Origin of the sequence: Neisseria sp. HMSC058F07, assembly GCF_001810035.1 — a bacterium.
In the GTDB taxonomy this organism is placed as follows: domain Bacteria; phylum Pseudomonadota; class Gammaproteobacteria; order Burkholderiales; family Neisseriaceae; genus Neisseria; species Neisseria perflava.
Genome location: NZ_KV799671.1, coordinates 149949 through 163980, shown reverse-complemented (window position 1 = coordinate 163980; position 14032 = coordinate 149949). Strand labels below are relative to the sequence as shown.

Genomic DNA, 14032 nt, shown 5'->3' with positions numbered 1-14032 from the left:
AGGTTTCAGACGGCCTGTTATTGATTTATAAGGATTCGATTTTTCTTAACAATTCACGCAAAGCTTGGGCGCGGTGGCTTTCGGCATTTTTGATTTCAGGATCAAGCTCGGCAGCGGTGCAACCGTGTTCGGCCAGATAGAAATGCGGGTCGTAGCCGAAGCCGTTTGTGCCGGCTGCTTCTGCCTGCCATTGTCCGCGCCAGATGCCTTCGGCGATAATGGGTTGCGGGTCGTTTTCGTGGCGGACGAGGACGAGTACGCAGACGTAGTAGCAGCTTTTATCGTCTTTATCGGCAAGATCGGCAGAGAGTTTGGCGTTGTTTGCGGCATCGGATTTAGGGTTTTCGCCTGCATAACGTGCGGAGAAAATGCCGGGTGCGCCGTTTAAGGCGTTGGTGCAGATGCCGGAGTCGTCGGCAAGTGCCGGTAAGCCGCTGTATTTGGCGGCATGACGTGCTTTAGCCAGGGCATTTTCAACAAAGGTATGGTACGGTTCGGGACATTCGGGCGTATTGAACTGCGATTGCGGCAGGACTTCGATGTTTAAGTCGGCAAAGAGGCGGGAAAATTCTTTGAGTTTGCCTGCGTTGCCACTGGCAAGGACGATTTTTTCAAACATGGTTTTTCCTTAATGGTTTTCGGTTTGCTGCATACGAGCAATTTGTGCGCGTGCTTTGTGGCGGATGTAAAGGGCAAGGCTGCCGATTTGGGCAAAAACGGCGGCAAAGGCAAACAGAAAGGTGGCAACGGCAAATTGTTTGCTGTGAATGCTTAGAAGATAAGCGCCCAACAGAATCAGTACGATAAACATCAGGGTAAACAGGGCGGTCAGGAGCAGATAGGCTTTTTGTCGGGTCATGGCAGCTTGGGTAAGGGGGAAAAATGTTCTGATTATAACGTCAGATTGGGAATTTGAAACCATGCCGGATTCGTTAAAAAGGCCGTCTGAATATTTCAGACGGCCTTAATTTGAATAACTGATTAACGCAATTCTGTGTGCAGGCGGCTCAACAATGTGGAGGCATCGCTGCCTTTGTATGGGCTGCCGTCTTTGTTCAACAGATGGAGGCGTGCGCCATTGTTGATAGGCTCAACATACACGATGATTTCAGGGTACGTTTTTGGCGCTTCTGCTTTGCCTTTGCCAAATACGCGTTTGAACAGGCCCGGTTTTTTATTGGCAACTGCTTCGCCTTCGGTTGGCGCTTGTTGAACCAAGAAGGCGCGGCGTTCGGCATTTTGACCGATAACAGTCAGGCCGATGCGGTCAAGCGCAAGGGCGGTACGGCGCCAGTTGCGGCCGTAATCGCCTGCCAGCAACAGAGTGCCATTGTCCACACGCGCCAATTCAGAAGCATTGCTGCGGGCGGCAACGCTTTGGGTCAGAGCTTGTTCGGCTTGCTGACCGTCAACGCCCAAATATTGCATAAAGCGGGCGAGGAATGCGGCTTCGAGGTTAGGGTCGCTCTCGCTTGGCTGCCACATCGTAGTGTCTTTTTTACGGTCGGCATAAACTTCTTTCATGCCTTTGTGGGCGAAGAAGATGTCGGTCGAACCGTTTTTACCTTGTTCGATGCGGATGATGAACTTGTCGCGTTCGCTGGTAGAGTAGATGCCGCCCAAGCCGACTTTATCCAGCAGACGGCGCAGGCTGTCTTGAGGGATTTTGGCTCGGTTTTCAGCCCACTCGGTTTCCATTTGGCCGATGGCCGGTTCTTCAGATTTGATGTCGAAACCGTTTTCTTGCCAGAACACTTTCAGCAAAGGCCAAATTTCGCGAGGCGATTTGCCTTCGACAACCAACCAGCGTTGGTTGCCGTCACGCTCAAGGCGTACGCCTTTAACGGATTTCAAGACTTCTGCATTTGCAGGCTGCTGTACGGCTTGGGTGCGGCGTTTGTTGAAATCGCTGGCGCGGACGGCGCCGCTGCCTGCCGGTAATTGATAGAGGTTGCCTTGGTCTGGGTTGTTCAAATCAGGTGGTACTTCCAGTTTGACTAGGCGGTGAGATTGACTTTGATAGTCGAGTTTGGGTTGTTCTTTTTTGCTGCCGGAACAGGCAGTCATGCTAATCAGGGCGAGGGCTACTACGATGGGTTTAATATAGGTCATCTTGTTTTCCTGTGGATGGAGTTCTTAACAGGGAGGCCGTCTGAAAAAGGGTGTTTGGGATTCAGACGGCCTTATTTCCGGATCAGATTTGTCCTGATTTTTCCAGAGCGGCTCGGACTTTGGCTTGACCGGCTTCGGTCAGTGCTACCAAAGGCAGGCGAACATGGGGTTCGCATTTGCCCAATAAGCTCAGGCCCCATTTGGGCGCGGCCGGGCTGGGCTCGCAGAACATGGTGTTATAAATTGGGATAAGTTGCTCGTTTAGACGACGGGCGGTCGCAATATCGCCCTCAAGGGCGGCTCGGCACATATCGGCAAAGAGTTTCGGTGCAACGTTGGCTGCAACGGTTACCACGCCATGACCGCCACACAGCATGAAAGGCAGGCCGGTAGGGTCATCGCCGGAGAATACTGCAAAACCTTCAGGAACGCTGTTGATCAATTCGATGTTGTTACCGATATTGCCGCTGGCTTCTTTCACGCCGACGATATTCGGAATCTCGGCCAAACGCAAAATAGTGTCGTTGCTCATGCTGACGACGGTACGGCCGGGAACATTATAGATAACCATCGGAATCGAAGTGGCTTCGGCGATGGCTTTGAAATGTTGGTAAATGCCTTCTTGCGAAGGTTTGTTGTAGTAGGGAACAACAGATAAGGTGTAGTCCGCACCGGCTTGCTCGGCGGCTTTGGAAAGGGCGATGGCTTCGACAGTATTGTTGGCGCCTGTACCGGCGATAACGGGAACGCGCTTGTTGACGTGTTTGACAGTGGCTTCAATAACGGCCAAATGTTCTTCGACAGGCAGGGTGGCTGACTCGCCGGTGGTGCCGACTGCGACGATACCGTCGGTGCCGTTTTCAATGTGCCAGTCGATTAAGTCGTGAAGTTGTTCGTAGTTGATGCTGCCGTCTTGATTCATCGGAGTAATCAGGGCAACCAGACTGCCTTTTAACATACGGAAACCTTTAATTTTATGGTGTGGGTGAATTATGCAGTGGATTGTAGCTTACTTTGTTGTTTGTGTGAAACATATCCGCTATGAGGCTTTGCTGTTTAATGGTGACTTGTCATTATCTTAATGAATAATACATTTTTAAATCATTGGTTTGTTTGTTTTTAGGTAGAAAAATGATGTCAAGAATTAAAATGTGTTAAGGCGGTTTGAGGCCGTCTGAAAACGGCTGGGCGGAACTTTCAGACGGCCTGATGGTTTTGAATTTGCTGATACATTTCAAATTGGTTAAAATACGCATCTTAATATTTTTTAACGATTCTTGAGAGAAGGTTCAACATGGCCGGAATGACTGAAAAACAGGCGGAATCGCTTGATTTGGTTTATGGTTTGGAAGACAAGCCGCCGTTTGGGAATGCGTTGTTGAGTGCGGTTACGCACCTTCTGGCGATTTTTGTCCCGATGATTACTCCGGCATTGATTGTCGGCGGGGCGTTGGAGCTGCCGGTTGAAATGACGGCTTATTTGGTGTCGATGGCGATGGTGGCTTCAGGTGTCGGCACTTATTTGCAGGTTAACCGTTTCGGGCCGGTCGGTTCGGGTATGTTGTCGATTCAGTCGGTCAACTTCTCTTTTGTTACCGTGATGATTGCGCTCGGTACCGGTATGAAAGAGGGCGGCTTGACTAAAGATGTGATGATTTCAACGCTCTTGGGCGTGTCCTTTGTTGGCGCGTTTTTGGTGTGCTTCTCCGCTTGGCTTTTGCCTTATCTGAAAAAAGTGATTACGCCGACTGTAAGCGGCGTGGTCGTCATGTTGATCGGCTTGAGCTTGGTGCATGTCGGCATTACTGACTTTGGCGGCGGCTTCGGTGCGAAAGCAGACGGTACGTTCGGTTCGATGGAAAACTTAGGTCTGGCATCGCTGGTGTTGCTGATTGTATTGGTTTTCAACTGCTTGAAAAACCCATTGCTGCGTATGAGCGGCATCGCGGTGGGTTTGATTGTCGGTTATATTGTTGCGCTGTTTTTGGGCAAAGTAGATTTTTCCGCCCTGCAAAACCTGCCGCTGATTACCCTGCCTGTTCCGTTTAAATATGGTTTCGCATTTGATTGGCACGCGTTTATCGTTGCCGGTGCGATTTTCCTGTTGAGCGTATTTGAAGCAGTGGGCGATTTGACGGCGACTGCGATGGTCTCCGAGCAGCCGATTGAGGGTGAGGAATACACCAAACGTCTGCGCGGTGGCGTATTGGCAGATGGTTTGGTTTCTGTAATTGCGACTGCGTTGGGCTCTTTGCCTTTAACCACGTTTGCGCAAAATAACGGCGTGATTCAAATGACCGGCGTGGCTTCGCGTCATGTGGGCAAATATATTGCGGCGATTTTGGTATTGTTGGGTTTGTTCCCCGTCATCGGCCGCGCGTTTACTACGATTCCGAGTCCTGTTTTGGGTGGCGCGATGGTGTTGATGTTTGGCCTGATTGCGATTGCCGGCGTGCGGATTTTGGTCAGCCACGGTATTCGCCGTCGTGAAGCAGTTATCGCGGCGACTTCTGTCGGTTTGGGTTTGGGCGTGGCATTTGAGCCGGAAGTGTTCAAAAACCTGCCGGTATTGTTCCAAAACTCAATTTCCGCAGGCGGTATTATGGCAGTATTGTTGAACTTGGTTTTGCCGGAGGATAAAACCGATAAAGCGGTTAAGGTGGAAACCGATAGTTTGGAGCACTAAGCAAGCTTTATTCAAAGGCCGTCTGAAGTTTCAGACGGCCTTTTGGTTTTCGGCTATAATATTGTTTTTATTTGTTATCCGAGTGGTTCGGATAGCCCTACCCGGAAAGGTTTTATATGACGGTTTATTCACTTTTTATCACTTGTCCTCGCGGTTTGGAAGCGCCTTTGACGCAAGAACTCGAAAGCATGGCATGTCAGGATATACGTGCTGTTGACGGCGGTGTGGCATGTAAAGGCACGATGGAGCAGGTGTATTGCATCAACCTGCATTCGCGCGTTGCCAGCCGTGTTTTACTGCGTTTGACTAAAGGCGGTTATCGCAACGAACACGATATCTACAAACTCGCACGAAATCTGCATTGGACGGGTTGGTTTAAGCTGGAGCAGACCTTTAAAGTCAAAGTCGAAGGCAAGCGCGCCAATGTGAAAAGCTTGGATTTTGTCGGTTTGAAAATCAAAGATGCCGTCTGCGATGCATTCCGCGATATTTATGATGCGCGTCCGAGCGTGGGTAAAATCAACCCCGATATCCGCATTCATGCCTTTATCGATGAGCGCAACGTGGAAATCTTTATCGATACTTCCGGCGAAGCACTCTTCAAACGCGGCTATCGTCAGGATACCGGCGAAGCGCCATTGAGAGAGAACTTGGCGGCAGGTTTGCTGCTTTTGGCAGGCTATGACGGTACGCAGCCTTTCCAAGACCCGTTTTGCGGCAGTGGCACGATTGCCATTGAGGCAGCATGGATTGCGACACACCGTGCGCCGGGCTTGATGCGTCGTTTCGGTTTTGAAAAACTGCAAAACTTCGACCAAGAAAAATGGCAAGCCCTGCGCCGTGAGGCTGAAAAACAAATCAAACCGGCCGCCGCGCCAATTTCCGGCAGCGACAACGACCGTTATATGATTCGTGCCGCATTGGCCAATGCCCAAGCCGCCGAAGTGGATAATTTCATCCGCTTTGACGTGCAAGATGCGCAGGCTGCGCGACCGAACGGCGAACACGGCATTATGATTTCCAATCCGCCTTATGGCGTGCGCCTTGCGGAGGTTCAGGCTTTGCAGGCGCTTTATCCGCAACTGGGCACATGGTTGAAACAACACTATGCAGGCTGGCTGGTTGGAATGTTTACCGGCGATCGCGATATGCCGAAATTTATGCGCCTTTCTCCGAAGCGTAAAATTCCGCTGTTTAATGGTAACTTGGATTGCCGATTGTTTTTGATGGATATGGTTAAAGGCTCGAATCGGGGGTAAAACCTGAAATTAAGGCCGTCTGAAAGATGATTTCAGACGGCCTTTTTTTGATTTGTTAAAACCGTCTTTGTTATAACGGAGTTTGCTTTTCTTTTTTTATATTAATGCACTGAAATTGTTTTCAGACGGCCTTTATCAAGGGAGCCGTGTAGATGTAATTATTGAAATTTACAATCTATCAAATTATAAAAACCTATTACAAAATAAAGATGGATTGTTAAATAAAATACCATATCTAGTAGTATTGTGTTTTAATTCACACCATATCTTGTGTTTTATGGCATTGCAATGAGCGGTTTGAAATTCACAATCGAGCAAATTGTATGGCAGGAAGTGCCGGGCGAAGTATCGTTGGCGTTTCTGTTTTCAGGCTGTCCGTTGCGTTGCAAAGGCTGTCACAGTGCCGATACATGGAAAGAGGGCATCGGCACGGAATTGACCGAGGATTATTTGAAAGGCCGTCTGAAACGCTATCGCGGATTAATCAGCTGCGTGTTGTTTATGGGCGGAGAATGGCAGCCGGAAGCTTTGCAGAAAATGCTGGCTATTGTTGCCGAGGAAGGTTTGAAAGCCTGTTTGTACACCGGCCTGGAGCGTGAAGAGCTGGAGGCGGTTTCAGACGGCATCCTGCCTTATCTGACGTATCTGAAAACCGGCCGCTGGCAGATGGAGCTGGGCGGCTTGGACAGCCCGACCACCAATCAGAAGTTTATTGATTTGCGTACGGGCGAAGTGTTGAACCGATTGTTTATCAAAGACAAACCTACGCCTAAAGTTTTTCCAGTGGCTTCAATTTAGCTCAATGTTGTATTGCACTGATTTAAATTGAATTTATTGTATTCGCTGACAGCGATGTTTCAGACGGCCCAACCGTCATTGTTTAATAAATCATCCAAACCATACAGGAGAATTAACATGATTCGGCTGCATCCCGAACAGTTAAACGGAAAACTACAATTCATGCGCGACTACATCAGCGCGCAAAACGCGGCGGACGGCTCGAAAATGGACGCCAACGCCAACGTAACGCAAAAAAACATCGCCACGATGGAAGCGGAAATCATGAAAGACTTTTTCGTGCAGATTAACCGCGCCCAAGTGTCGCGCAAAATCGCCGAAATTTTCGACCAATCTGTTGCCGCCGAATACATCCGCCAGATTGAGGCGCATGAGATTTATGTGCACGACGAAACCAGCCTCAAGCCTTATTGTGTGTCGGTTACGCTGTATCCCTTCCTGCTCGACGGCTTAAGCAAACTCGGCGGCGAATCCAAGGCGCCGCAGCATCTGGCTTCGTTTTGCGGTTCGTTTATCAACCTAGTGTTTGCCATCAGCGCGCAGTTTGCCGGCGCGGTGGCGACGGTGGAATTTCTGACTTATTTCGACTACTTCGCACGCAAAGACTACGGCGACGATTATTTGGAAACCCACGGCAAAGAAATCGCCAACCACATGCAGCAGGTGGTGTACAGCATCAATCAGCCCGCCGCCGCGCGCGGCTATCAGAGCGTGTTTTGGAATATTTCTGTTTACGATCAATACTATTTCGATGCGATGTTCGGCGATTTTGTTTTTCCCGATTTCAGCAAACCGGTGTGGGCGAGCGTGGCGAAGCTGCAAAACTTCTTCCTCAAATGGTTCAATCAGGAGCGCACCAAAGCCGTTTTGACTTTCCCCGTCGTGACCGCCGCAATGCTGACCGACGGCGGCAAATGCAAAGACACCGTGTTTGCCGACGAAATGGCGAAAGAGTTGGAGGAGGGCAATTCCTTCTTCGTCTATCTTTCCGACAACCCTGACTCCTTGGCTTCCTGCTGCCGCCTGCGCAACGCCATTGAAGACCGCACCTTCAGCTACACACTCGGCGCGGGTGGCGTGGCGACCGGTTCCATCAACGTCATCACCATCAATATGAACCGGCTGGAACAAGACGGGCGTGACCTTGCCGCCGAAGTAGCCAAAATCCACAAATACCAATACGCCTACCGCAAACTGATGGAAGAATACCAAGCCGCCGGAATGCTGCCCGTTTACGATGCAGGCTTTATCACACTGGACAAACAGTTCCTCACCATCGGCATCAACGGCATGGCGGAAGCCGCCGAATCGCAAGGCATCAAAGTCGGCTACAACGACGACTACATCAACTTCGTCCAAGGCCGTCTGAAAACCATATTCGAAGCCAACCAAGCCGCCAGCAAACACTACGGCGTGAAATTCAACACCGAGTTTGTCCCTGCCGAAAACCTCGGCGTGAAAAACGCCAAATGGGACAAAGCCGATGGCTACAAAGTCAGCCGCGAATGCTACAACTCCTATTTCTACGTCGTCGAAGACGAAGAAATCAACGCGCTCGACAAATTCCTGCTGCACGGCAAGGAACTGGTGGACTGGCTCGACGGCGGCTCCGCGCTGCATCTAAACCTCGACGAAGCCCTGCCCGAATCCGGCTACCGTTCGCTCTTGGACATCGCCGCGCAAACCGGCTGCAACTACTTCTGCGTGAACGTGCGCATCACCATTTGCAACGAATGCGGCCATATCGACAAACGCACCCTGCACGCCTGCTCTGCCTGTGGCAGCCACGACATCGACTACGGCACCCGTGTCATCGGCTATCTGAAACGCGTATCCGCATTCAGTAGCGGACGGCGCAAAGAGCATGCGCTCAGACATTATCACCGTAAAGCGGCGTAATCGTTGAAAAAAAGATTACTTCAAGCATAAGGCCGTCTGAAACTTCAGACGGCCTTGATTATGTTGAGATAGGCAGGCTCTTTCAATGATATAGTTTTGATTAAAATAAACAAAAACTCTTGACGTCTTCATATAATGAATTAACATATAACATCCTTTAACCTAAATTTAAAAAAGCGAGAGACACATGAAAACATCAGCTTTATTGGCAGCTTTATTGGCAGCCCTGTCCCTGTCAGCATGTGGCGACGGTTCAGGCTCATCTTCTTCTGCCGTTTGTGATGAGTACGAAAAAGCATTTGCCGAAGCAACTAAAGACGTAGATGCCGCAACCAAAGACATGATGCAAAAATCTTTCGAACAAACCAAAGAAGCGTTGAAAAACCTGCCAGCAGACCAACGCGATGCAACCTGTAAAACTTCTTTGGACGCTTTGAAAGGCGTTCCTGCTGCAGAAACTCCTGAAGAAAAAGCCGAAGAAGCCAAAGATGCCGCTGAAGAGGCTAAAGAAGAAGCAAAAGACGCAGCGGAAGATGCCAAAGAAGCTGCTGAAGACGCTAAAGAAGAAGCTAAATAATACGGCTAAGCTTTACAGAAAAACGGATTCCAATGATTTGGAATCCGTTTTTTGTTGTGTGAATCAAGGTGGTTGTTTTAGATAGAACATTTTCAATTTTCAGACGGCCATTTCTTATGCCGTCTGAAAGCGTTAGTTTTAACTAAGTGGAATTGACAACAGAAAGCCATCAATCGAATAACCGCGTGCGTGCGTACCGCACACACCCTACAAATGAATCACAAAGAATTTGAAATTTATGCGTAGGGTGTGGCGCAGCCACGCACGCGGGGGGGGTTACAGGCTACGGTCTGCTAAGGAGTTATATTAAATTTAATGCCTTCCATAATCCTTTGTGTAAAACAACTGTATAAGTAGAATTAAAGTGTGAATTTTTATTTCTAAATTTAAATTCATATCTATTAGATGTTCCATTGCTCCACTTATTTCCGATTGCCCCACAATCGTATAAAACATTCATCAACTTTTTCAGATTATCTTCAGTTAATTTGGAAACTTCACTTATTTCTTTTAATTTACTATAGGGAAATTCTCTTTGTTTAATTTTGCTTATTATTTCATAGAACCTTTCATAATCATGAATATCGATGTAACCAACAATTTCATCACGTATCTCAGGTTCAAAATAGTCTATTGAATATCTTTTTAGTCCTTGCATGATAAGGTTTTCTGTGAATTTTCCATTTGTCTCAATTTCTTTTAAGCAGTTCATCATGCTAATAAAGTCTCGAGGTGTATGTCTTGTCATCTCTAGTAAATATTGCAGAGATGGCTTTCCTTTAATAGTATCAGGAAAAAAATTCTTAAAAATATCAATTTCTTTATTAAAAGATAATTTTGCTCTTAAGTTTACTAGTTTTACTAAGTTAGACCCTTCGGCATAATCAGTATCTTGATACCAGTTTAATTCAAATCCAAAGTCTTTTCTTAATTTATTTTTATTTGGGTTTGGTAGTTTTTCATATAGTTCAGTTCGACAAAGGATAACGATATGAATTTTTTTTTGTTAGAAAAAAATAATAAATTAAGCTTCTCAGCTTCAAAAATTAGTGCTGATAGAGCTTGATATTGTACTTCTCTAGAAGTTAGAATATCATCTAAACCATCAATTATTAGAATTAGACCACCCTCAGTAGAATAACTGATAACTAATTCTTTTAAAAAAGAAACTAAATCCGTAAAAATTGTTTCATATGAGTTGCTTTGAGTTGAACCAGCGGTAGAATACTCTAAAATTTTAGGGATTTGAATTTTAAATTCTTTTTTACTAGATTTTACCGCAACACTTTTTAAATCTGATGATGAAAGAAGTCCAAACTCATCAAGTTTATCAATAGCTTTATTGTACTCAATATTTACTGCATCTCTTGCCCCATGATCATGTCTTAGTTCATCAATTATTGCCAATAGAAGTAGCCAAGACCAAGATGTTGGGTATTTGGCTTCTGGTTCAGCTTGACCTGAAAAAATCTTTCCAAAAGATTTAAAAGGGAATTCTTGCAATCTAATGACAGAAACTCGTTTTTCTTTTGCTTCTAAACGTAGTTTTTCTGCAATGGCTGATTTACCGCATCCTTTATGACCTAATACAAGGAAATTGTTACCAGATTCAATTTCTTGGTATATGTTTTTATAATCTAAATAGGCTTTTTTTAGCAATTCTGGATAACGAGATCCCTCTGTTTCTCCTGATGCTTTGCCAAATTCGATATCCTTAAATTCCATTTATGTTTCCTTATCAATATTGAAATTATAAAACCACTTTCAAATACTTCCCAGTATAACTCCCCTTAACCTTTGCCACCTGTTCAGGGCTACCTGAAGCAATAATTCTTCCCCCTCCATTGCCGCCTTCCGGCCCTAAGTCGACAATATAATCAGCTGTTTTTATAACGTCAAGATTATGCTCGATAATCACTATCGAGTTGCCTTTACCTTTCAGACGGCCTATGACTTCCAGCAGTAAGGCGATATCGGCGAAGTGCAGGCCGGTGGTGGGTTCGTCGAGGATGTAGAGCGTTCTGCCGGTGTCGCGTTTGGAGAGTTCCAAGGCGAGTTTGACGCGCTGGGCTTCGCCGCCGGAGAGGGTGGTGGCGGATTGGCCGAGGCGGATGTAGCCGAGGCCTACGTCCATCAGGGTTTGCAGTTTGCGCGATACGGTGGGGACGGCGTCGAAAAATTCGCGGGCTTCTTCGACGGTCATGTCGAGGACTTGGCTGATGTTTTTGCCTTTGTATTGGATTTCGAGGGTTTCGCGGTTGTAGCGTTTGCCGTGGCAGACTTCGCAGGGGACGTACACGTCGGGCAGGAAGTGCATTTCGACTTTAATCACGCCGTCGCCTTGGCAGGCTTCGCAGCGGCCGCCTTTGACGTTGAAGGAGAATCTGCCGACGTTGTAGCCGCGTTCGCGCGAGAGGGGGACACCGGCGAAGAGTTCGCGGATGGGGGTGAACAGGCCGGTGTAGGTGGCTGGGTTAGAGCGCGGGGTGCGGCCGATGGGGGATTGGTCGACGTTGATGACTTTGTCGAGGTGTTCGAGGCCGCGGATGTCGTCGTATGGGGCGGGTTCTTCTTGGGCGCGGTTGAGTTCGCGGGCGGTGATTTTGGCGAGGGTGTCGTTAATCAGGGTGGATTTGCCGCTGCCGGATACGCCGGTGATACAGGTAATTAACCCGAGCGGCAGTTCGAGGGTAACGTTTTTGAGGTTGTTGCCGCGCGCGCCTTTGAGGACAAGCATCCGCTCGGGATTGACGGGCGTGCGTTCAGACGGCACGGCAATGGTTTTTTTGCCGCTGAGGTATTGCCCGGTAACGGATTTTTCGCATTTTGCAACGTTTTCGGGGGTGTCGGCAATCAGTACGTTGCCGCCGTGTTCACCTGCGCCGGGGCCCATATCGACGACGAAATCGGCTTCGCGGATGGCGTCTTCGTCGTGTTCGACCACAATCACGCTGTTGCCCAAATCGCGCAGGCGTTTGAGGGTGGCGAGCAGGCGGTCGTTGTCGCGCTGGTGCAAACCGATGGAGGGTTCGTCCAAAACGTACATCACGCCGGTCAGGCCGCTGCCGATTTGGCTGGCGAGGCGGATGCGCTGGGCTTCGCCGCCAGAGAGGGTTTCGGCGGAGCGGCTTAAATTCAGGTAATCCAGCCCGACATTAATCAGAAAGCCGAGCCGCTCGGTGATTTCTTTGAGGATTTTTTCGGCGATTTGTTTTTTGTTGCCGTCCAAATCCAGCGTTTCAAAGAATTGGTGGGTTTTAGTCAGCGGCCAGGCGGAGACTTCGTGCAACGGTTCGCCACCGACGTAAACGTAGCGCGCTTCTTTGCGCAAACGTGCGCCGCCGCAGCTCGGGCAGGCGCGGTGGTTTTGGTATTCACGCAGTTTTTCGCGCACGGTTTCGCTGTCAGTTTCGCGGTAGCGGCGTTCGAGATTGGGGATGATACCTTCGAAGGCATGGCTGCGGTTGAAGGTGGTGCCGCGTTCGGACAGGTAGGTGAAGTCGATGACTTCTTTGCCCGATCCGTGCAACACGACTTTTTTGACTTTTTCAGGTAACGTTTCCCAAGCAGCATTGACATCAAATTTATAATGATGCGCCAGCGATTGAATCATTTGGAAATAGAATTGGTTGCGTTTGTCCCAGCCGTCAATCGCGCCTGCGGCTAAGGATAATTCCGGATGGGCGACCACTTTTTCGGGATCGAAGAAGTTGGTATTGCCTAAACCGTCGCAAGTCGGGCAAGAGCCCATCGGGTTGTTGAACGAAAACAGACGCGGCTCTAATTCGGGCAGACTGTACGAACATACGGGGCAGGCGAAACGCGCGGAGAACCAATGTTCTTCTCCGCTGTCCATTTCCATCGCCAGCGCGCGCTCGTTGCCGTGGCGCAGCGCGGTTTCAAAACTTTCTGCCAGCCGTTGTTTGATGTCGGCTTTTACTTTAACGCGGTCGATGACCACGTCGATGTTGTGCTTGATGTTTTTTTCCAGCTTCGGTACTTCGTCAAGCTGATAGACCTCGCCGTCCACGCGTACACGCGCAAAGCCCTGAGCCTGCAAGTCGGCAAAGAAATCGACAAACTCGCCCTTACGCTCACGCACCGCCGGCGCAAGAATCATCACGCGCGTGTCTTCCGGCAGTTTCAATACGGCATCGACCATCTGCGATACGGTTTGACTGGATAGCGGCAGGTTGTGTTCGGGGCAATACGGCGTACCGACGCGTGCGTACAAAAGACGCAGGTAATCGTGGATTTCCGTAACCGTGCCGACGGTGGAGCGCGGGTTGTGGCTGGTGGATTTCTGCTCGATGGAAATCGCGGGCGACAGGCCTTCGATCAAATCGACATCGGGTTTGTCCATCATCTGCAAAAATTGACGGGCATAGGCGGAAAGGCTCTCAACATAACGGCGTTGGCCTTCGGCATACAAAGTATCAAATGCCAGCGACGATTTGCCGCTGCCGGACAATCCTGTTACCACCACGAGCTTGTGGCGCGGAATGTCCAAATCGACATTTTTCAAATTATGCGTGCGTGCGCCGCGGATGCGGATGGTGTCATTATCGTGTGAATGTTTAGGATGATGGTTGCACATATTGTCAGGCCGTCTGAAAAATAAAATAAACGGCTATTGTAGCACTTTTCAAATGACAGACTGGATAGATAAAGCATTTGATATAAAAGAAACAAAGAGGCCGT

General features: G+C 48.7%; 10 protein-coding genes and 1 pseudogene. 5 read left to right on the top strand and 6 right to left on the bottom strand.

Going from position 1 to position 14032, the window contains the following annotated elements:
- Positions 1 to 25 precede the first annotated feature (25 nt).
- The 4 genes from rdgB to dapA form a co-directional block, all read right to left on the bottom strand.
- Positions 26 to 619, bottom strand: a complete 594-nt coding sequence (rdgB, locus tag HMPREF2696_RS02875; protein ID WP_004519772.1) for an RdgB/HAM1 family non-canonical purine NTP pyrophosphatase — start codon at positions 617 to 619, stop codon at positions 26 to 28.
- A gap of 9 nt (positions 620 to 628) precedes the next feature.
- Positions 629 to 859, bottom strand: a complete 231-nt coding sequence (locus HMPREF2696_RS02870; RefSeq protein WP_039862168.1) for an NGO_0222 family membrane protein — start codon at positions 857 to 859, stop codon at positions 629 to 631.
- 122 nt (positions 860 to 981) lie between these two features.
- Positions 982 to 2067 carry an outer membrane protein assembly factor BamC gene (gene bamC / locus HMPREF2696_RS02865; protein ID WP_371444233.1) on the bottom strand — a complete coding sequence of 362 codons (1086 nt, stop codon included), beginning with the start codon at positions 2065 to 2067 and terminating at the stop codon, positions 982 to 984.
- Positions 2068 to 2194: 127 nt separating this feature from the next.
- On the bottom strand, positions 2195 to 3070 hold the full coding sequence (gene dapA / locus HMPREF2696_RS02860; RefSeq protein WP_004519769.1) for a 4-hydroxy-tetrahydrodipicolinate synthase: 876 nt from the start codon (positions 3068 to 3070) through the stop codon (positions 2195 to 2197).
- Between the two features lie 336 nt (positions 3071 to 3406).
- Between dapA and HMPREF2696_RS02855 the strand changes: the two genes are divergently transcribed.
- The 5 genes from HMPREF2696_RS02855 (at position 3407) to HMPREF2696_RS02835 (ending at position 9331) form a co-directional block, all read left to right on the top strand.
- Positions 3407 to 4798, top strand: a complete 1392-nt coding sequence (locus tag HMPREF2696_RS02855; protein WP_004519768.1) for a nucleobase:cation symporter-2 family protein — start codon at positions 3407 to 3409, stop codon at positions 4796 to 4798.
- A gap of 116 nt (positions 4799 to 4914) precedes the next feature.
- Entirely contained in the window at positions 4915 to 6057 is a 1143-nt protein-coding gene (locus HMPREF2696_RS02850; RefSeq protein WP_070587728.1) for a THUMP domain-containing class I SAM-dependent RNA methyltransferase, read from the top strand.
- Between the two features lie 288 nt (positions 6058 to 6345).
- Entirely contained in the window at positions 6346 to 6855 is a 510-nt protein-coding gene (gene nrdG, locus HMPREF2696_RS02845; RefSeq protein ID WP_004519765.1) for an anaerobic ribonucleoside-triphosphate reductase activating protein, read from the top strand.
- A 54-nt stretch (positions 6856 to 6909) separates the two neighbouring features.
- A complete protein-coding gene (gene nrdD, locus HMPREF2696_RS02840; protein WP_083296586.1) occupies positions 6910 to 8754 on the top strand; it encodes an anaerobic ribonucleoside-triphosphate reductase in 1845 nt (614 codons plus the stop codon).
- Positions 8755 to 8941: 187 nt separating this feature from the next.
- Positions 8942 to 9331, top strand: coding sequence for a DUF5339 family protein (locus HMPREF2696_RS02835; RefSeq protein ID WP_063068131.1), 390 nt, complete (start codon positions 8942 to 8944; stop codon positions 9329 to 9331).
- 301 nt (positions 9332 to 9632) lie between these two features.
- Here HMPREF2696_RS02835 and HMPREF2696_RS11980 read toward each other — a convergent pair.
- Positions 9633 to 11056, bottom strand: a pseudogene (locus HMPREF2696_RS11980) (P-loop ATPase, Sll1717 family).
- 25 nt (positions 11057 to 11081) lie between these two features.
- The gene (gene uvrA / locus HMPREF2696_RS02820) at positions 11082 to 13928 is read right to left on the bottom strand and encodes an excinuclease ABC subunit UvrA (protein ID WP_070587725.1); all 2847 of its coding nucleotides are present in this window, start codon (positions 13926 to 13928) and stop codon (positions 11082 to 11084) included.
- Between the last annotated feature and the right edge of the window lie 104 nt (positions 13929 to 14032).